The sequence below is a fragment of the Prevotella sp. LCP21S3_D2 genome, from assembly GCF_052118345.1.
GTDB lineage: Bacteria > Bacteroidota > Bacteroidia > Bacteroidales > Bacteroidaceae > Prevotella.
The window spans coordinates 1-18,926 of sequence record NZ_JBQKHJ010000043.1; the positions used below are offsets into that span (position 1 = coordinate 1).

20 protein-coding genes and 2 pseudogenes are annotated in these 18,926 nt (G+C 37.5%); all 22 read left to right on the forward strand.

Features of this window, described 5'->3' with window-relative positions; translation table 11 throughout:
• Nucleotides 1-104: 104 nt before the first annotated feature.
• The 22 genes and pseudogenes from ACTQ16_RS15845 (at nt 105) to ACTQ16_RS15950 (ending at nt 18,783) form a co-directional block, all read left to right on the forward strand.
• A complete protein-coding gene (locus tag ACTQ16_RS15845; RefSeq protein WP_441938365.1) occupies nt 105-1,115 on the forward strand; it encodes an NAD-dependent epimerase/dehydratase family protein in 1,011 nt (336 codons plus the stop codon).
• A 1-nt stretch (nt 1,116) separates the two neighbouring features.
• The gene (locus ACTQ16_RS15850; protein WP_441938367.1) at nt 1,117-2,313 is read left to right on the forward strand and encodes a hypothetical protein; all 1,197 of its coding nucleotides are present in this window, start codon (nt 1,117-1,119) and stop codon (nt 2,311-2,313) included.
• Complete coding sequence (locus tag ACTQ16_RS15855; RefSeq protein ID WP_441938369.1) at nt 2,313-3,089, forward strand: glycosyltransferase family 32 protein; 777 nt, start codon at nt 2,313-2,315, stop codon at nt 3,087-3,089. Before ACTQ16_RS15850 ends, ACTQ16_RS15855 begins: the two co-directional genes overlap by 1 nt.
• A complete protein-coding gene (locus tag ACTQ16_RS15860; RefSeq protein WP_441938371.1) occupies nt 3,064-4,281 on the forward strand; it encodes a hypothetical protein in 1,218 nt (405 codons plus the stop codon). The genes ACTQ16_RS15855 and ACTQ16_RS15860 overlap by 26 nt, the downstream gene beginning before the upstream one ends.
• A complete protein-coding gene (locus ACTQ16_RS15865) occupies nt 4,244-5,242 on the forward strand; it encodes a glycosyltransferase family 2 protein (RefSeq protein ID WP_441938373.1) in 999 nt (332 codons plus the stop codon). The genes ACTQ16_RS15860 and ACTQ16_RS15865 overlap by 38 nt, the downstream gene beginning before the upstream one ends.
• Nucleotides 5,243-5,275: 33 nt before the next feature.
• Nucleotides 5,276-6,379, forward strand: coding sequence for a glycosyltransferase (locus ACTQ16_RS15870; protein WP_441938374.1), 1,104 nt, complete (start codon nt 5,276-5,278; stop codon nt 6,377-6,379).
• Nucleotides 6,369-6,536: pseudogene (locus ACTQ16_RS15875) on the forward strand (4Fe-4S binding protein); the annotation flags it as partial. The gene ACTQ16_RS15870 and the pseudogene ACTQ16_RS15875, both read left to right, overlap by 11 nt.
• A gap of 54 nt (nt 6,537-6,590) precedes the next feature.
• Nucleotides 6,591-7,175: a coenzyme F420 hydrogenase/dehydrogenase beta subunit N-terminal domain-containing protein gene (locus ACTQ16_RS15880; RefSeq protein ID WP_441938393.1), complete on the forward strand. Its 585-nt coding sequence runs from the start codon at nt 6,591-6,593 to the stop codon at nt 7,173-7,175.
• The gene (locus ACTQ16_RS15885) at nt 7,169-7,612 is read left to right on the forward strand and encodes a Coenzyme F420 hydrogenase/dehydrogenase, beta subunit C-terminal domain (protein WP_441938376.1); all 444 of its coding nucleotides are present in this window, start codon (nt 7,169-7,171) and stop codon (nt 7,610-7,612) included. The genes ACTQ16_RS15880 and ACTQ16_RS15885 overlap by 7 nt, the downstream gene beginning before the upstream one ends.
• A gap of 2 nt (nt 7,613-7,614) precedes the next feature.
• Nucleotides 7,615-8,763 (forward strand): polysaccharide pyruvyl transferase family protein, encoded by a 1,149-nt coding sequence (locus ACTQ16_RS15890; RefSeq protein ID WP_441938377.1) that lies wholly within the window; start codon nt 7,615-7,617, stop codon nt 8,761-8,763.
• A gap of 144 nt (nt 8,764-8,907) precedes the next feature.
• On the forward strand, nt 8,908-9,198 hold the full coding sequence (locus ACTQ16_RS15895; protein ID WP_441938378.1) for an HNH endonuclease signature motif containing protein: 291 nt from the start codon (nt 8,908-8,910) through the stop codon (nt 9,196-9,198).
• Between the two features lie 3 nt (nt 9,199-9,201).
• Nucleotides 9,202-10,314 (forward strand): ParA family protein, encoded by a 1,113-nt coding sequence (locus ACTQ16_RS15900; protein WP_441938380.1) that lies wholly within the window; start codon nt 9,202-9,204, stop codon nt 10,312-10,314.
• Nucleotides 10,315-10,317: 3 nt separating this feature from the next.
• Entirely contained in the window at nt 10,318-11,007 is a 690-nt protein-coding gene (locus ACTQ16_RS15905; protein WP_441938381.1) for a RelA/SpoT domain-containing protein, read from the forward strand.
• The gene (locus ACTQ16_RS15910; RefSeq protein ID WP_441938382.1) at nt 10,991-11,290 is read left to right on the forward strand and encodes a hypothetical protein; all 300 of its coding nucleotides are present in this window, start codon (nt 10,991-10,993) and stop codon (nt 11,288-11,290) included. The genes ACTQ16_RS15905 and ACTQ16_RS15910 overlap by 17 nt, the downstream gene beginning before the upstream one ends.
• Entirely contained in the window at nt 11,274-11,939 is a 666-nt protein-coding gene (locus ACTQ16_RS15915) for a hypothetical protein (RefSeq protein WP_441938384.1), read from the forward strand. The genes ACTQ16_RS15910 and ACTQ16_RS15915 overlap by 17 nt, the downstream gene beginning before the upstream one ends.
• 64 nt (nt 11,940-12,003) lie before the next feature.
• The gene (locus tag ACTQ16_RS15920; RefSeq protein ID WP_441938395.1) at nt 12,004-12,999 is read left to right on the forward strand and encodes an acyltransferase family protein; all 996 of its coding nucleotides are present in this window, start codon (nt 12,004-12,006) and stop codon (nt 12,997-12,999) included.
• Nucleotides 12,996-14,171, forward strand: a complete 1,176-nt coding sequence (locus tag ACTQ16_RS15925) for a glycosyltransferase (protein WP_441938386.1) — start codon at nt 12,996-12,998, stop codon at nt 14,169-14,171. Before ACTQ16_RS15920 ends, ACTQ16_RS15925 begins: the two co-directional genes overlap by 4 nt.
• 102 nt (nt 14,172-14,273) lie before the next feature.
• Nucleotides 14,274-15,128, forward strand: a complete 855-nt coding sequence (locus tag ACTQ16_RS15930; protein WP_441938388.1) for a hypothetical protein — start codon at nt 14,274-14,276, stop codon at nt 15,126-15,128.
• Nucleotides 15,129-15,282: 154 nt separating this feature from the next.
• Nucleotides 15,283-16,494, forward strand: a complete 1,212-nt coding sequence (locus ACTQ16_RS15935) for a radical SAM protein (RefSeq protein ID WP_441938390.1) — start codon at nt 15,283-15,285, stop codon at nt 16,492-16,494.
• Nucleotides 16,495-16,648: 154 nt separating this feature from the next.
• On the forward strand, nt 16,649-17,761 hold the full coding sequence (locus ACTQ16_RS15940) for a glycosyltransferase family 4 protein (RefSeq protein WP_441938391.1): 1,113 nt from the start codon (nt 16,649-16,651) through the stop codon (nt 17,759-17,761).
• Between the two features lie 162 nt (nt 17,762-17,923).
• A pseudogene (locus ACTQ16_RS15945) lies at nt 17,924-18,173 on the forward strand (dTDP-4-dehydrorhamnose 3,5-epimerase family protein).
• Between the two features lie 376 nt (nt 18,174-18,549).
• A complete protein-coding gene (locus ACTQ16_RS15950) occupies nt 18,550-18,783 on the forward strand; it encodes a dephospho-CoA kinase (protein WP_217762358.1) in 234 nt (77 codons plus the stop codon).
• The last annotated feature ends 143 nt before the right edge of the window (nt 18,784-18,926 follow it).

Sequence of the window (18,926 nt, forward strand, 5' to 3'; positions counted from 1 at the left end):
GGATTTTGTGTCTGCGACATTTCTGTTGTGCAAGAAATATGTACAATAAAATGAATTTTGTCGCTTTGCAAGCAAAATCCCACTAAACCCTATAGGTTGCGGATTTGAGGTTAATTACTGGTGCTGCTGGCTTTATTGGGTCACAGCTTGCTCATCGTCTATGGAAAGATGGTGCAGAACTTATTCTGATTGATAATTTTTCTTATGGTTCCAAAGATAACCTTATGTTTGAGGATCATGACTTTAATTCCGAAATTCAGAAAGTAGATATTCGTGATAAGGAAGCAATTAAGGAGATTTTTCAGAATAACAAAATTGACTACGTTTATAATATCGCAGGTATAGCACCATTGCCAGATTGTCAGTTGAATCCAACTGAAGCCATAGAGGTGAATCTTGTTGGTTTTGTTAATATATTGGAGAATTCGCGCATTTATGGAGTCAAGAAAGTAATTCAAGCTAGTACTAATGCAATGTATGAAAACGAGACAGAGTTCCCTACACATGAGGATAATTTCAAACAACCAACATTGATTTATCCGAATACGAAGTATTGTGCAGAACGCTTTGCTGAGTCATATTGCAAGACTTATGGAATGAACGTTACTTGTCTTCGTTTTGCTAATGTTTATGGTCCACATATTGATTGTTTGAGAAAGCAACCTCCTTTTGTAGGCTATATGATTCGTGAACTTTATTATGATAGAGTTCCTGTTTTTCATTCTACAGGAGAGCAGAGAAGAGATTACATCTATGTAGAAGACCTGATTAATCTAGCAATTCTTGTGCAGAAATCAGAGGGCTTTGATTGTGTAAATGTTTCTTCTAATAAGAATTATTCTGTAAATGAAATGTACGCCATAGCACAGCGTTTGATGGGTAAGGATATCAAGGCAGAGTACGCTAATACAGATCATTACTGGTATAAGTATCCAGGTTTATATGAAGGTGCCTATCCTATCAAGAGTGAAATATTAAATCATGAGGTTAATAAGTATTCTCTTTGTGATAATTCTTTAGCTCATGAGAAGTATGGCTGGACTCCAATGGTTGATATGGAGGAAGGGTTACAGAATGTTATAGAATATGAAGTCAAACTTCTTTCTAGAAAATAGTATGTCAAAACCAATAGTAGTAGTTACTGATCTTTCTAATAGAATTATCTATTATCAATGGTTTGTTTATGGTTTTATGCTTTTAGACAAAAGCGGTATTATCAAATTAAAGTTTGATTTGCCGCTTTCGCAAAAGCTTTATGTTATAAATCATGCACAGTTCTTTGTTCGCTGCCTGAATAAGATTAAGAATTATTTTCAAGGAAATAAAGAAATAAAAACAGAGGCCTATTTTAGAGGATATGTTTTAGATGAAAAAGGTAAGCATACTTTTTGTATTGATTCAGCAGATAGTCCAAACATGTTTAGTGGGACTCTTCTCCGTTTTTGCGATGTATATTTCAAAATTCAGTGCCCAAAAGAATTCGACTCAAAGGGATTTAAAATTGGTAATGAATATATTCCTTTTTTTGATTCAGAATTTGAAAATCCTAAAGATGCGGGAAAAACGAAAGCAAAGCGCAAATTATGTCCAGAGGTATATCTATGTAACGAAAAAATAAAACCTTTGTTGCTTGCTGTTAGGTCAATGGGACGAACCTGCTCGTTCAAAGAATTGGATGCAGCTTATAACAATTTACTTTCTGCACGTTCTGTAAAGCAAACAGGTAAGGCAATGTGTTATTTCGGTAATGCTGCTGGTCCTGTGCCAACAGAACATGTAACAGAACCTGATTGGGATTGGGAGTCAGATATCTTGGGATACTTTGGTAATAAGATAAACCATCCTAATGAGAAGCGAGCTAAGATTGCCGATATTATGGATGGGCTTGGTGAAGGTTATGATGCTAGAGTTATTAATAGAGGTAACTCTGACACTGGTGTTAATACTAATGGGGAATTAGTTATCCCGCTGAAAGATTTCTCTAAACACGTTGCAAAGTTCCAGTACAATGTCAATGTTTCTGGTTATCGAATGAGTATTCCTGCTCGTTTCATTGATAGCTTCGTATGCGGTACAGCTATAGCTACGGATAATCTTCATGTGAAATGGTATCATCCATTTGGTGATGAAGTGACGGAAATCGGAGAAATGGGTTATCTGCCTGATAATGAAGTTGATTATACTGAAGTCACTGATAAGCTGAAACATTTAAGACCAATTAGCAAGGAGTACGTTATTGAACAATACGAAAAATATTGGGCACCAGCAAAAGTAGCTCAGTATATATTAAATACAACAATTAATGTAAAATAATGATACCAAAAATAATTCATTATTGCTGGTTTGGTGGTAATCCATTGCCAGCGAGCGCAAAAAAGTGTATAGCGTCATGGAGAAAGTATCTCCCTGGTTATGAAATAAAGGAGTGGAATGAGAGTAACTTTGATGTGAATATCATTCCTTATACCGCTGAGGCATACAAGGCAAAGAAGTATGCCTTTGTTAGTGATTATGCCCGTTTCTGGATTCTCTATAAATATGGTGGTCTATATTTTGATACGGATGTAGAGGTTATCAAGAATATGGATGACATAATTGCCAATGGAGCTTTTATGGGACTCGAAAAAAAACAAGCTGGAGCAACGCCTAACTGCGTAGGCGTTGCTCCAGGCCTCGGGCTTGGGGTAAACCCAGGCCTCGGGCTTGGGGTAAACCCAGGCCTCGGACTGTACAAAGAGCTATTGGATGTTTATGACGATAAACATTTGTTTTCTGCATTTGGAAAAATCGGTGGAACGATAGTTGATATAACTTCAAAAATCATGCAGAAAAAAGGTATAAAACGACAAAGTGATGGCTTTTTGCATTGTGGGGAAATCACAATATATCCAGAAGAGTATTTTTGTCCCAAGAACTATTATACTGGGGAGTTGACAATAACTCCTAACACTTGTGCTATACATCATTATACAGCAACGTGGCACAAAGATACGAAAACGATTTTTGAAAAAATTAAAAATCGCTTGTTTTTGATGTTTGTTAGATATTCAGTTCAGATTACTTATGCAAAGAACAAATATAAAAATTGATTGGGTATTTTTGATTTATGCTTTTGTAACTTTATTCTTCGGAACAAGTATTATGTCCTTTTGTGGATTGATTCCTACTGAAGATGGATTGATTGCAAGAACTCATTATCAAGGAATTCCATTCTTAATATGGGCATATTTAAGTAATCGTAAAGTAAGATTCTTGAAAGAGGATAAAATCTTTTTGTTCTTTTCGCTATTGATAGTTCTGTTACGAATCTTCTTGTTTAGGGTCGGGAATCTTGCACAAATGCTAACAATGTCAATAGAACCTATGATGGTACTTGCAATATTACGTTCTGCTAATATTAAGACGATTAAATATTTGACCTATTTGATGTGCCTTTTTTTCTTGGTGGAATGTGGTGTTGCATTGCTTGAGGCTGTAACTCGAGTTGTAATATTTGACTATAAGAATATGTGGAATGACGGTATTATGCTATATGAACTTCGGTCCCATAGCTTGCATGGCCATCCTTTGCAGAATGCTTTTATTGTTTCAACTATGATGATTGCCGTGATGTTGTCAAAGCTTAGTTTACCAATGAAATATTCGTTGTATTTCTTAGGATTAATGGCTTTGTTTTGCTTTAATACTCGTAGCTCTATTTATTTGATGGGAGGAGTATTAGGGGTTGGATTATGGAGAGATTTGTTTTTGAATAAAAATGTTTCTGTTACGAAAAAGATATTGATGTTTTTCTTTGTCTGGGCTTGTCTTGCTTATTTATTTGTACAGATTGAAACTTTTGAACTTGGTTCAAGATTAGCAACAAAAATGAATAAAGACGATGCAAGTTCGCAAGCTCGTTTTTTGATATTGAAAATGTTACAAGACCTAACCTTTGTAGACTTACCTTTTGGTACTGATGGAGTGCAAATCGAGTTCTTAATGAAGAAAAATGGTTTAAGGTATCTTGAAAATTCTCTATTTATCATTTTATATCAATTCGGTATCTTATATTTAATTTATTATATAGTGCTTTGGGCAAAAAAGCTTTTCGCTTTATGTGATTCGAAATATCAATTTATAATGTATATGCTTGTCTTGGCAATATTGATAAATACCAACAATTCTCTGTGTACTAACACTCCAGTAATAGTATTTGTTATATTCTCAGTTTATCTAATGAAATATTTTAATCATAAGACTTATGAAGCTATCAATAATAATACCAATTTACAACGTTGAAAAGTATATTGAACGTTGTGCGGAAAGTGTTCTCAATCAAAATGTTCCCCCATCTCAGTATGAGGTGATATTTGTAAACGACGGCACGAAAGACAATAGTGTTGAAATTTTAAAAAAGGCAATAGATTTTAATATTCATTCTAATTTCCAAATTCTTGATAAAGAAAATGGAGGGCTTAGTTCCGCTCGAAATTTTGGATTAGAGCACGCTACGGGAGATTATGTCTGGTTTGTTGATTCCGATGATTGGATTGAGTCAAATTGTTTGGAGAAAATTTTTGTAAAATTGGATGCAACTACTCCAGATATTCTTTATATACAATCGGACGAGTACATTTCTAATAGAATATTTAAACGAGGTGATTTCGTCGATTTTGGGGTCATTTCTGGTCGAAAGTTTTTGCAAGAATACAGAAAATATAATTGTGCCCAATATTATATCTATAGACGTAATTATTTGGATAAATTTGGATTTCGGTTTTATCTAAGATTATTGCACGAAGACAATGAATTTACTCCTCGTGTATTGTACTATGCAAGAAGAGTAGCATCCATGGATGGCGAATGTTATCATATGTACAAACGTGAAGGATCTATAACGACGACTTCTAATCCTCAAAAGCTATTTGATTTGATTACGATTGCCTCTCGCTACAAAGAATATTCGAAGGAACTCCCCTCTTTGGATAAATATTTGTTTTACAATGTTGTCGGTAATAATGTGAACCAGGCTTTGTTTGAATGTACAAAATATTCTTGTAAGATTCAACAGGAGGTTGAGACTTTAATTTATAAGGGCAATTTTTCAAGGATATTAATGAGATGTAGTATCTTAAAATATCGAATAGAAGGATTTTTGTTCACTTTATTTCCTAAACATACTTTAAAAGTTTATACTTTTCTGCAAATGTTTAATGGCGATAAAGGAGGACAAAAGAAACTTGGTGTGTTGGCAAAATGATGCTTTTTTTCTATAAAGTTAATATAAGTTTAGATGAATATACTTTTTCTAAATGCTATTTTGTTTACTCCGGAAAAAGGGGTAATTCCAAAGATGAAATCAATCAAAGACACAATGATATATAATATGTGTCTTGGAGCAAAGAAGTTAGGGCATCATGTAACTTTAGTAGCTTCAGCAGATTATAAGCCAATAGAGAAGGAAGAGTATGATGTTGAAGTGTTGTTCTTTAAAAGTAATTTTAGGAAAATATTTAAGCCTTCTTCATTGCCGTTTTCTTTAGAACTGAAACATTTTCTTAAGCAGAATCATACTAAGTATGATCTTGTTGTCTCAGGAGGAGTTTTCACTTTTCAGTCTTTGATGGCAGCTCAAATCTGCCCATTAAAAACTATTTTGTGGCAGGAGCAGACGGAACATCAACAAAAATTATTTAAGATTCCATCAAAAATTTGGTTTAATGTTGTTGTTCCTGTTTGTATGAGTAATATCAAAGTTGTTGTTCCTCGTTCTTTTTCAGCTTATAGATTTACCAAACAATACTTGAAGCAAACATCATCTATAATAGTAGATCATGGCATCAATGTTGATAAATTTATCCAATCTGACAAAAAGAAAAGGCAGATTATAAGCTCTTCTCAGTTGGTTTATCGCAAAAATGTAGATGGTATTATCGAAAAGTTTTATCATTTACATAATATTCCTGGATATGAAGATATACGATTGGTTATTGCAGGTCGTGGAGAGGAAGAAAATAACCTTAAGTTATTGGTGAAGAAACTACAATTGGAAGAATCGGTAAAATTTGTAGGATTTCTTTCCCAAGCAAAATTGAATGAGTATATTCGTTCTTCTATGGCTTTTCTTGTAAATACACGTAAGGATTTGAATATGGTATCAATTCCCGAGTCCATTGTTTCTGGTACTCCTATTCTAACAAACTGGCAACCTGCTTCAGCTGAATATATTGATAAGGAACGTTTAGGAATAGCTAAAGATAATTGGAGTGTAGAAGAGTTGAAGGAAATCATTGATAATAATGCAATGTTTGTTAATAACTGCATAAGTTATCGGAGAAATCTTACAACAGAAAACTCTGTCCAAATGTTAATAGATATATTTAACCATGCTAAATAACATAACATATACAGTAAAAAATCATCTTTGCACAGGTTGTGGTATCTGCGAGGACGTATGTCCGAAACAAGCAATATCTATCGTTCGAATTCATAGTGAGCATCGTCCAAGACTCGACAAGTCTTTATGCTTGGGAAATAAATGTGGGCGTTGTCTGAAAGTGTGTCCTGGAGTTGGTGTTAATCTTGTAAGCATTGCTAAAGAGCATTTTGTGGATACCTGCACCAAGGAAGATAAGTATATTGGTAGATATATCGGACTGCATACAGGTTATAGTCTTGATGATGCTATTCGCTACCATTCTGCCAGTGGTGGTATGGTTTCACAATTTCTTATCTACCTGTTGGAGAAGAACATCATAGATGGTGCATTAGTAACAGGTTATGGGGATGACCACATCACCCCGATTTCTTTTATCGCAAGAACTGCTGATGAGGTAATCAACGCTCAAAGTTCCAAGTATTGTCCTGTGGCATTAAATAAGGTTGGCAATGAGATTGCTCGTTCGGAAGGAAAGTTTGTAGTGGTGGGTACGCCTTGTCATATACAAGGCTTTCGTAAACGAGCAGCTATTGATAGGCGTTTTAGAGAGCATGTTGTTGGCTATTTCTCTATCTATTGCTCCTCTGGTAGAACCTTTAATGGGCAGGATTATATTTTCAGACATTATGGTGTGAAAAAATCAAATATCAAGTATTTTGCTTATCGTGATGAGGGATGTTTGGGAAAGCTGACCATCCTGCATGGTGGCGGTGGTGAGGAATTCCCTTCACCTCGTACTATGGTCCGATGCTAAGAAGTTTTTTTAAGCCACATCGCTGTTTAACTTGTATCGACCACTATGGAGAATTGGCTGATGTTTGCTTTGGCGACATTCACATTGCTCCCTACGATAAGGATGAAGTTGGCATCAGTTCTTGGATTACTCGAAGCGAGTATTGGGAAACACAATTTGAGAATGCTGCAAAGGAAGGATACATCAAAATGGATGACGTGTCGGCACAAGTGTTAAATGATAGTCAAGCAGCTATGCTTTATCCAAAGAAACGACGTGCTCAAGCGGTCGTCAATATGGATAAATTAATGGGACGTAAGACACCAGTTTATGACAAGTCGTTTGAAAAGCCAAGAATAAAAGACTATATCTCTGAAATAGTTTGCTTGGCGCAGCAATTCGTTGGACGTAGAAAGTATTTGTGGTTTTTGATAGATTTTATAAATAAAGGGAAATAAGTATGATAGGACTTTGTTTGAAATATGAACAGATAAATTATGGAAGCAAACTTCAAGCTCTTGCCACACTAAGAGTGATGGAAGAATTGGGGCAAGAATGTAAAGTTATCCATTATGGGAAAGCAGGATTGTGGTTTAAGGTTAAATCTTTGCCTCGTATATTTAATGCCACTTTCCGCCAAGACAAGTTGGAGGACTGGAGTCGCAGTCATGCTTATAAGAAGCATCCCGAGGTTGCTCCTCTATTGGCTCTGAGAAGGAAACTCTTCAAAGAGTATGACGCCAAGTATTTTGATCAGTACGAAATCTTTGGCGCTTATTATTCTGACATTCAGAAAATGGCATCAAAATTTGATGCTGTAGTAACTTGCAGTGACCAATTATGGTCGCCAGCAGGTCTTGGTACCAATTTCTATAATTTGATGTTTGTACCTGATGAGGTCATGAAAATTTCTTTTGCATCCAGTTTTGGAGTTAGTCAGATTCCATGGTATCAGAAACGTGCTACAGCAAAATACTTACAAAGAATTAATTATGTGAGTTGTCGTGAGAATAGAGGTGTTGAGATTGTCAAGGAACTGACAGGAAGGGATGTGCCTGTATTGATGGATCCTGTATTTGCTTTTGACAAGGAGCAATGGGGGAAGCTGGTGCCTGAAGAAAAAGTTTATAATGAGCCATATATCTTCTGCTATTTCTTAGGTTCGAACATTGCTTATCGTGAGGCGGTAAAAAAGTTCGCCAAAGAAAAAGAAATGAAGATAGTCTTCTTGAAGTTCTTGGATCAGTATGTGGAGTATGATGAAAACTTTGGTGACATCACACCATTTGACGTAGATCCGAATAAGTTCTTGAATATTCTTCGTGGAGCGGAGTATGTTTTTACAGATTCTTTCCATGGTTGTGCCTTTAGCATTCTTATGGAAAAACAATTCGTGATATTCAACAGATATGCTGCGACTTCGGGGGCTTCCAAGAATTCTCGCATCGACACCGTTTGTGGAAACCTTGGTTTGAATAGCAGAAGAGTAACTGCCAATTCTGATTTGGTAGCTGTAATGGATAAAGAAATTGATTGGAAGATTGTTGAGGAGAAAACGTTGGTATATAGAGATAGAATGTGGGAGTATTTGAGACAAGCATTGGGATAGCTTCTTGTTAAGATAAATGCTGGTTTACAAGCTTATATGAATGTCTGGCAAATCTTCACAAGATATATGTATATTTATAAACAAGCAAGTTTATATATTAACTTGCGAAACTTCAGTTAAAGTAATAATTAAAATATTTGAATTATGGCAAATTGGACAATTGAAGAAAGAAGACAGATTTGGAACAAGGGACAGGTTGTCCCTGGTTCTGATCCTGCTGTATGGCGTAAAGATCAGTGTGGCGCGTTTATCAAGTGGGACATGTATGGGGATAGATCTGACCGTTATAATAATGGATGGGAGATAGACCATATAAAACCAGATTCATTGGGTGGTGCTGATGTGATAAGCAATGCTCGTCCATTGCAGTGGTATAATAATGCCAGTAGGCAGAATGGCAAGTTGACTTGCCAAGTAACAGCTGAGGAGGAGTAAATTATGAAAATAGTTTCATTATTCAATAATAAAGGCGGCGTAGGAAAAACTACGCTCGCTTTTCATCTTTCTTGGATTTTATCTGAAATGGGGAAAAAAGTTTTGATGATAGACTTGGATCCTCAGTGTAATCTGACTATTTGCGGTATTAAAGAGGATTATTTGGAACATATTTGGGAAGAGGAAGATCCGTTCATTGATGATTTTGGCAGTGCAAAAAAAATGGCAGATGAAGAAACCTTCAGAAAGATTAATGGAAGTCCTCGAAGTATTCACTATCTTCTTAAAACTACGGAAGATGGTATTGATGATTCTCAAATTTCGGAATTGCCACCTGCTATAATGTTAAATGGTAGATTGGGGCTTGTTCCAGGTAGATTGACAATTAATAGCTTTGAGAATGCTATTTCTAGACGTTGGAGTGATGTATATCAAGGTGATCCTTTGGCGATTCGTACAATTACAAGGATAAGAACAATTGCAGAAGCATATGCACAGCGAGACGGATATGATTTTGTCTTGATGGATACTTCTCCTAGTCTGGGTGCATTAAATAAGGTTATTATTTCTACAGTGGATGGATTTATAGTGCCTTGTCTTCCAGATATGTTTTCTATGTATGGTATTAGAAACATAGGAAGTTCTTTAAAGCAATGGAAACAAGAATTTGATACGATATATAAATTGATATCAAACAGTAAGCGTGAAAGATTTCCTAATGAATTTGTGCAATTTTTGGGATATACTATTTATAATGCAAAAAAATATCAGAAGCATTTGAATGAATGGGATTTAGCGCAAGCTCATTATAATTATGCACAAAAAATACCTTCTGTTATAGAAAAATATGTAGTAGAAGAAGTTCGTAAACACCTTTCTTCTGATATGGTGCATAACCCGATAGGTAATACGGCTGTTATGCACTCACATAATACGCTTCCTAATATGAGTCAGAAATATAAAAAACCAATTTGGGAAGTGCCTAATTGTGATTTGGATAGTGAGGATAAAAGTACAATAAAAGGAAATGCATCTTCATTGTATTATCCTACAAGGGAGAAATATAGAGTTTTTGCAGAGGCGTTTTTGGAAAGAATAGCAACTTTAGATGAATAGAATATGGTTGATATTGATGCTTTGATAGGGTTGTATGAGCAAGATAAGTATATGTATGGGAGGTTTCTTGATAATGTACACTCTTTCTTCCTACATGAGCCATCGTTGAATCAACCGCCTCTACCTATTATTCATTCTCTGAAATGGAGATTGAAAGATCCAGAACATTTGAGGGATAAGCTTCAGCGTAAGCTGGAGAGTGGTGATGATATTAATGAGCAAAATCTGTTTGAAAAAATCACAGATTTTGCTGGTATTCGAGTTCTTCATCTATATCAGAATCAATTTGTCTATATTCATACTGCCATTATGAAGTTTGTGGAAGAGGGGGAATGGAAATTTGTTGAACCTCCTGTTGCTAATACTTGGGATCCTGAATCGAAGAAATTCTTTGAGAGTTTGGGCTTGCAATGTAATGTCCGTGATACTTATTATACAAGTATTCATTATGTTGTAAAACCAAACAATGAGCGTAGCCATGTATGTTGCGAAATTCAGGTTCGGACCTTGTTTGAGGAGATTTGGGGTGAGATAGCTCATTGCATTAATTATCCTCATCCTACGGAGAGTATAGCCTGTAAGGAGCAATTGAGGGTTTTGGCAAAGTTTATCTCTACAGGAACAAGGCTTGCAGATTCTATCTTTAAGTCATTGGAGGAATATAATAGTAAAAAGAATGGGGAAAACTCTTGAAAACAAATTCTTTAATATTCTGTCTCCGTTAGATAGTATTTGGGCAAAGATTGCTATAATTGGAATTTTTGTTTGTACTGGTTTTAAGTTTGGATGTTATTACAAAGAAACACAAATGAAACTAGAGCAACTAGAGGAGGAAAAGAAAGAGTGGTTAAAAACAGCACGTTATATAGACTCTTTACGTAATGCAAATAATGAACTACAAAAAGAAAATAGTCTTTTGTTAGTAAAAGTTGAAAGATATTCTAGCCAAAATATACAGCATGAAAGAGAAAAGTAAAAAAGATAATAGATCCTTGACTTCGCTCATTGATGAATTGGAAATATCTATAAATGCTACAGGTGATTCTTTAAATCAAGAACTCATAAAGGCAATTAAACAAAGAAATAATGAAAATAAGAAAGTAGATAAAATTTTTAGTAATTTTTTATTATTTTGTATATGCGTTTTAGGTTTTTCCGCTTTGGGTAATTTCTTGTTGTTAGATAGAAATGATCAAATGGAAAGAGAATTGGCCAGCAGTAATTGGAAGGATTCTCTTTTTAATGCCATTATGGAGCCTGATTCGAATATGACAGTGACTTATGGTGTGCATGGTGATGGAAGGGTTGTTACATATCATCAGCTTGAAAAGCAAAAAGATTCAATCTCAAGAAAATATGAGGATGAAAAGCTTAAAAATAGAATCAATCAAGATACTCATGTTGATAGAGAAATGTTTGAGAAATTGTTGTTTGAAAATGAAAAATTAAAAGATAGAATTGATGTTATAAAATCAACATATCATATACAAATTATTAAGGAAAAGGATGGATATCGATTATTTTCTCCTGTAATAGATTCTGCATTGGTATTATTACCTTACTATAGAGATATGTTGAAATACAATAATAAAGATCATTGTTGGTCGATAAAAATAGTAAGATAAATGAGATTCAAAATGAATAATAGTACCCCCCACATCAGCAAAAGTAAGAGAAAATTACTCTTCGCTGGATGGGTTGCGTGCTTACGCTGCTGTAGGTATTGTGCTGATGCACGTTCGGGCTAATCTTATGATTAAGCCAAGTGATAACATCTTGACTGGCAATGTGATTCCGTGGTTCACAAATTTCACATTACTGTTCATGATTATAAGTGCGTTCAGTATGTGCTGTGGATATTATGAACGAGTAAAGTCGGGAGCAATAACTCCTGCGAAGTTCTATGTTAAGCGCTATCATCGTACCTGGCCATTCTTTGCAATGATGGTGATGATTAGCTTTGCGATGGAACCATCCTGGAGTACGTTTTGTCAAAGCTTTGCAGATTTGACAATGTGCTTTAATCTCTTGCCTAATCCAAATATTGAAGTGATAGGTGTAGGATGGTTCTTAGGTACGGTATTTACGTTCTATATGCTTTTCCCTTTTTTTACTTTCCTGTTGGATAATAAGAAGAGAGGATGGATGGTACTGGTGTTATCACTGCTATTCTGTTATATAGCAATAGATACTTTTAATAATGGTAATGGATTCTGTCGTAGTAATATTATTAATAGTGCTCCTTTCTTTATCTCTGGTGGTATGATTTATCTCTATCGTCAGGGTATCAAGAATTGGGTGGAGAAACATTGGATCATAGCTTTAGCATCATGTCTTGTACTTACCATATTAAGATTTGTTGTTGATATCAAAGGTTTGTTTATCTTGCCAGAACTCATTGTATTTGCAGCTTGGCTGATTTACGCCATAGGTTCCAAGGATATTGTGTTGAACAATAGGGTGGCTAAGTATCTGAGTGGTATTAGTATGGAGATTTATCTCTGTCACATGATGTTTTTTAGGGTGGCAAGTATGTTTCATTTAGAAAGATCCATCCATAATAATGATATGCTCTATGTAGCAACTTGTATTGCAACATTGATTGGTGCGATATGCTTTTCGCACGTTATCAAATATTATGTGTTTCCCTTTGTGGGAAGCAAATTAAGTTCTTATAAGAAATGAAGATTTTATTAGCAAATAAGTTTTATTACCGCCGTGGCGGTGATTGTATCTATATGCTCAATCTGGAAAAGCTGCTGAAGGCGCATGGGCATGAGGTGGCGGTATTTGCCATGGACTATCCGAAGAATCTGGATACGCCTTGGAAGAAATACTTTCCAAAGAATATGAGCAAATTGATGGCTTTTACCCGTCCGTTTGGTGATGGGGAGGTGAAGAGCAAGTTCTCGCAACTACTGAATGACTTCAAGCCAGATGTGGTGCATCTGAACAATATCCATACGCAGCTTTCTCCGCTGATTGCCAAGTTGGCGCATGAATTCGGGGCAAAGGTGGTTTGGACATTGCATGATACCAAACTCGTTTGTCCTTGCTATACCTGCATGAGAGATGGCAAGTGGTGCGAGGAGTGCTTTACGGATAAACTGGCAGTGGTGAAGCATCGCTGTATGCCTGGAAGTATCCCTGGAGCTATCGTGGGTTATCTGGAAGCTAAGAAATGGAACAAGGAGGTGCTGCAGAAGTATGTGGACTGGTTCCTTCCACCATCTAAGTTTATGATGGATACCTGTGTGAAGGGCGGTTATTCTCCCGAGAAGTTCAGAGTGCTCTGCAACTTTATCGATGTGACCAAACTCCCTGAGGTTTCTGCTCAGACTCAGATAAAGAAAGACTACTATGTCTATCTGGGACGAGTGAATGAAGTGAAGGGTGTGAGAACCTTGTGTAAGGCGGCTGCTCAGCTCGATAAGAAATTGATAGTGATTGGTGACGGTGAGTTGCTTCCGGAACTGAAGGAAACTTATAAGAACTGTTCTCATATCGAGTTTAAGGGCCTGATGCAATGGGAGGAGTTTATGCCTATCCTTCAGAAGGCTCGCATGATGGTGCTTCCTGCTGAATGGAGTGAGAATAATCCACTGACCGTGATTGAGGCACAAAGCCTTGGCACGCCTGTTTTAGGTGCAAATATTGGTGGTATTCCGGAACTGATAGAGGAAGGTGTGAGCGGTATGACCTTCACGTCGTGTGATGTTGGGGATTTAAAGGATAAAATCCTCAAGATGTTTGAACATCACTTCGACTATGAGGCGATTGCGAAGAATGCCATCGAGAGGTATTCTAGTGAAGCTTACTATGAGAAGCTGATGAAGATATATGAAAAATCGTTTTGAGCGAATTTTCGGATAAATACTGTTAAAAGTGATAGGATAATGATGTGAGTTCATTAAATTATCCTTATCTTTGCAGAAACGTTATAAATGAAACATAAGACTATGCAACTAGAATTTGAAGGACAGACTCATAGTATTGATGCCAATACTCTAGTGAATATTTTGATTCACTATCAATCTGTTGTCACTGAGGCTAACAAGCAACTCAGTGGGGGCGCTCGTGAGGTTACGCTTAAGGTGAATGCCTTGAAGCAAGGCTCTTTCGTGGTAGATGTATCTGTGGCACAGAATATTGTAGAACAATTGTTCTCAAAAGATGTTGTAGAATACGTGGCTGCTTTGTGTGGTGTAGTAGGTGGTGTATATAAGCTATATAAGCATTTCAAAGGTAGGCCTGTCAAGACTAAAGAGGAGAAGAAAAATGCTGATACAATTCTTAAAATGGGAGATAATGTAAATATCACGATTAATACTTATAATCAGCAAATTGTAAGACAAGCAGTCTCTAAATCAATGGAAACAGCAAATGATGATCCAAGTGTGGAAGGCTTCACTGTCAAAGGTGATGGTGGTGAGAAATGTGCTGAATTTGAGCGTAAGGAATTTGAGGATTATATTTATGATGGATTTGATACGGAAGATGCTGTGCCAGAGGAAAGAATTGAGGAGGAAATCACAACTCTTGTCATAGTTGGCTTAAACTTTGAACGTGGTTCTCGCTGGCAATTCATGTATAATGGATTTAAAATCTCCATGATAGTCAAAGATGATGCTTTGATGCAGAAAATTGATGAAGGTGAGAGATTTGGTAAGGGAGATGCCATCAAAGTGAAACTCAGAAGAGTGCAGAGGTATAACAAGGAATATCGTGCATACGAGAATAAGTCATATCGTATAGTTGAGTTTATTGAGCATATCATTCCTCAAAAACCTCTGAACCTATTCGAAGAAAAATAAGGAAAGGTCTATTTACTTTCTTGAAAAACACAAACTGAAATTTTATTAGATTTTTTTATACAATAATTAGGTTAGCAAGAGCTTTCGAAAGAATGTTCTTGCTAATCCTTTATACGTTTATTTTTTCACAAAACAATAATAGATTAATTTTATTATGGCAGAAAAGAAATTAAATGGTACTGTCATTGTAACTTATCGTTGCAATGCGCGTTGTTCTATGTGTAATCGTTACAAGGCTCCTTCTAAGCCAGAGGAGGAAATCTCTATAGAGACTATCAAGAAACTTCCTAAGATGTATTTTACCAACATCACGGGTGGTGAGCCTTTCATCCGTACGGATTTGAAGGATATCGTACGTGAGCTTTATAAGAAGAGCGACCGTATCGTAATCTCTACCAACGGCTTCTTCACCGACCGTATCATCGACCTGGCGAAGGAGTTTCCACAGATTGGTATCCGTATCTCTATCGAGGGCTTGGAGCAGACCAATAATGAAATCCGTGGCTTGAACAATGGTTTCAACCGTGGCTATACTACCTTGCAGAAGCTCTGTGAGATGGGATTGAAGGATGTGGGCTTCGGTATGACCGTTCAGGACAAGAACGCTCCTGACCTCGTGCCTCTCTATGAGTTGAGCAACAAGATGGGTATGGAGTTCGCTACCGCATCGCTCCATAACTCTTTCTACTTCGTTGAGGCTAAGAACATCATCCACGACCGTCCGATGGTGGCTAAGAACTTCGAGAACCTGGTGAACGAGCTCTTGAAGTCTAACTCTCCTAAGAAGTGGTTCCGTGCTTACTTCAACCATGGACTCATTAACTATATCTATGGTCAGAAGCGTCTCTTGCCTTGCGATATGAGTTTCGATACCTTCTTCATCGACCCATACGGTGATGTGATGCCATGTAATGGTACCAAGGATAAGGAGGTGATGGGTAACCTGAACCGCCAGACCTGGGATGAGCTTTGGAGTTCTCCAGAGGCTGAGCAGGTTCGCAAGAAGGTAAGACATTGCGACAGAAACTGCTGGATGATCGGTTCTGTTTCTCCTGCCATGCACAAGTACATCAAGACTCCTGCCCTGTGGGTGGTTAAGCACAAGCTGAAGAGCCTGCTCGGTATGAAGTACTCTATGTATGAGAACCCTATCTGCTGCGAGTATCGTGATGGTAAGGTGACTAAGGAACAGCTTGACAAGCTTTCTACCTGCGATATGAATGCCGTGGTAAACAACGGCCTTTCTGCCGATTCAAAGGAGGCTTTGAAGGGTAAGCGTGGAGAGGACATCGTGAACGCTGACGTGGCTAGCCAGGGTTATGAGGCAACCAAGAAGGAAACTGATAGAAATATTGAAATCAAGTAATCACTTGATTCTCTTATGATTGATAAGAAGCCACAGTGCGGAGAGCATCGACATCAAGATGATGCCGAAGTACTGTATGGCTTCTTTGATATAGTTTGAAATCTTATTCATGCCTGCAAAGGTAATACTTTTATTTTGAAAATCTCTAGTTTTTATGAAAATAGTTGTAACAGGTACTCGTGGGATCCCGAATATCATGGGTGGCGTGGAGACGCATTGTGAGGAATTGTTCCCTAGAATGGTGGAGCGTGGGTATGACGTAACGCTGATCCGTCGCTCGAACTATGTGAAGGATGACTTGCATGAATGGAAAGGTGTGAAACTGGTGACGATTCCTTCGCCCAAGAAGAAGAGTTTCGAGGCTATCATCCATACTTTCCGTGCCATCAAAGAGGCGAAGAAGTTGGGTGCTGATGTATTGCATATCCATGCCATCGGTCCTGCGCTGCTGGTTCCATACGCTAAACTGTTGGGTATGAAGGTGGTGTTTACGCATCATGGTCCTGACTATGACAGGGACAAGTGGGGATTTGCTGCCAAGACTATCCTGAAGATGGGGGAGCGGATGGGCTGCATGTTTGCCGATGATGTCATCGTGATCTCGAACGTCATCAAGAACCTCATTGCCCGTAAATATGGAAGGACTAAGAATGTACACCTTATATATAATGGTGTTTCTGAGCCTGAAATCTGCGACTATCCTGAATATTTCAAGGAACTGGGGATAGAGAAAGGCAAGTATATTCTGGGTATGTGCAGATTTGTGCCAGAGAAGAACCTGCATCATCTGGTGGAGGCGTTCGTGAAATGGAAAAAAACGCACACGGATCTCACGGATTCCACGGATATAAAGTTAGTGTTAGCAGGCGATACGGATTTCGAGGATGAGTATTCGTTGGGATTGAAGCAGATGGCAAGGGAGAATGGTGTGGTGCTTACTGGCTTTATCAAAGGTAGAAAGCTTCATTCGTTGTTGACGAATTGCCGTTGCTATTGTCTCCCTTCTTCGCACGAAGGTTTGCCGATTGCCCTGTTGGAGGCGATGAGCTATGGTGTAAAGGTGGTAGTGAGTGATATTCCTGCGAATCTGGAGGTTGGCTTACCAAAGGATGATTACTTCCATTGTGGCAACGTGGATGAACTTTCGGAAAAGCTCGGAAAGATTATCGAGACTCCATTGCAGCATGTGAATTACGACATGAGCAAGTATGATTGGAATCAGATTGCTGATGAAGTGGGAGGAGTGTATCAAGGGTTGAAGAAATAATGGTTGTATCAAAGCAACAAAAGATATTTAGGTGATCAGTATGGCAGATAATATATGGAATAAAATATAGATATTTCGGACGAACGGTTTCCGCTCTCCATTTTTATTAAGCTACTTTTCGGGGATGGAGCTTAGTAGCCCGATTTTACTATAATTGATATAATGAACGTAATAAAGACAGATATTGAAGGCGTACTCATCATTGAGCCTCGCCTGTTTAGAGATGCTCGTGGCTATTTCTTCGAGAGCTTCAGTGAGCGTGCGTTTAAAGAGAAGGCCTGATGGTGGTATCTCGATACTGGATGATTCTTTCGGAATCGATTGGCGCATTCCTACGGAACACGCTAATCTTTCCGAGAAGGATACGAAACATGAGGTGTTGAAGGACTTTGAAAGTCCTTTCGAATACTAAAAGAAAGAGGTTTACCTAAAAATATTGAGGTGATTTTTTCGAAAACCTACCCGTCCTTCCTTACCCTTAAGGAAGGCTCCACCTCTCACCCCGGCCCTCTCTCCTCAGGAGCGAGGGAGAAAACCGCCCTCCGGTGCTCGGAACCGCTACGCTCTAAGGTTGGCGGGGCATCAAAGCCCTCGCCATCTTGTGCGGGATGGGACCGCCGGGTGAGGGAAGTTCGCAATTTATAATTTACAATTAATAGTTTATAGGTTGCTGTTTACTGATGATTTTGGGGTAATTGGCTGATGAGTTGCAGATTTCTTTTGATATTCTTGGTGGTTTCGAAGAAAAAGCGTAACTTTGCGGTTAGAAATTAATAAAGTGAATTATTATGGCACAGATAGCAACAATGAATCAAGCTCAATTGCAAATCCTCGATATGCTGTCATTTATAAAGACTCCTGAGGCTTTGCGAGATTTGAATAAGGTAATCTCTGATTATTTTGTTCAGATGGCTGATGCAGAATTAGATAGAATGTGGGATGAAGGAACCTTGAATGAAGAACGTATCGAGAGTTTCCGTCATCTCCATGAACGTACTCCATACAATAAACCAACTTTATAGTCATTAGATTATTAAAATGAATATTGTATTGGACCTAAAATCCGCAACTATCATCCAATACACGATTAAGGGTAGATTTATGAGTCGTTAGTAGCAGCTTTCAGTAAAAAGCAACAGCACAACATCAATATGTAGCCACCATC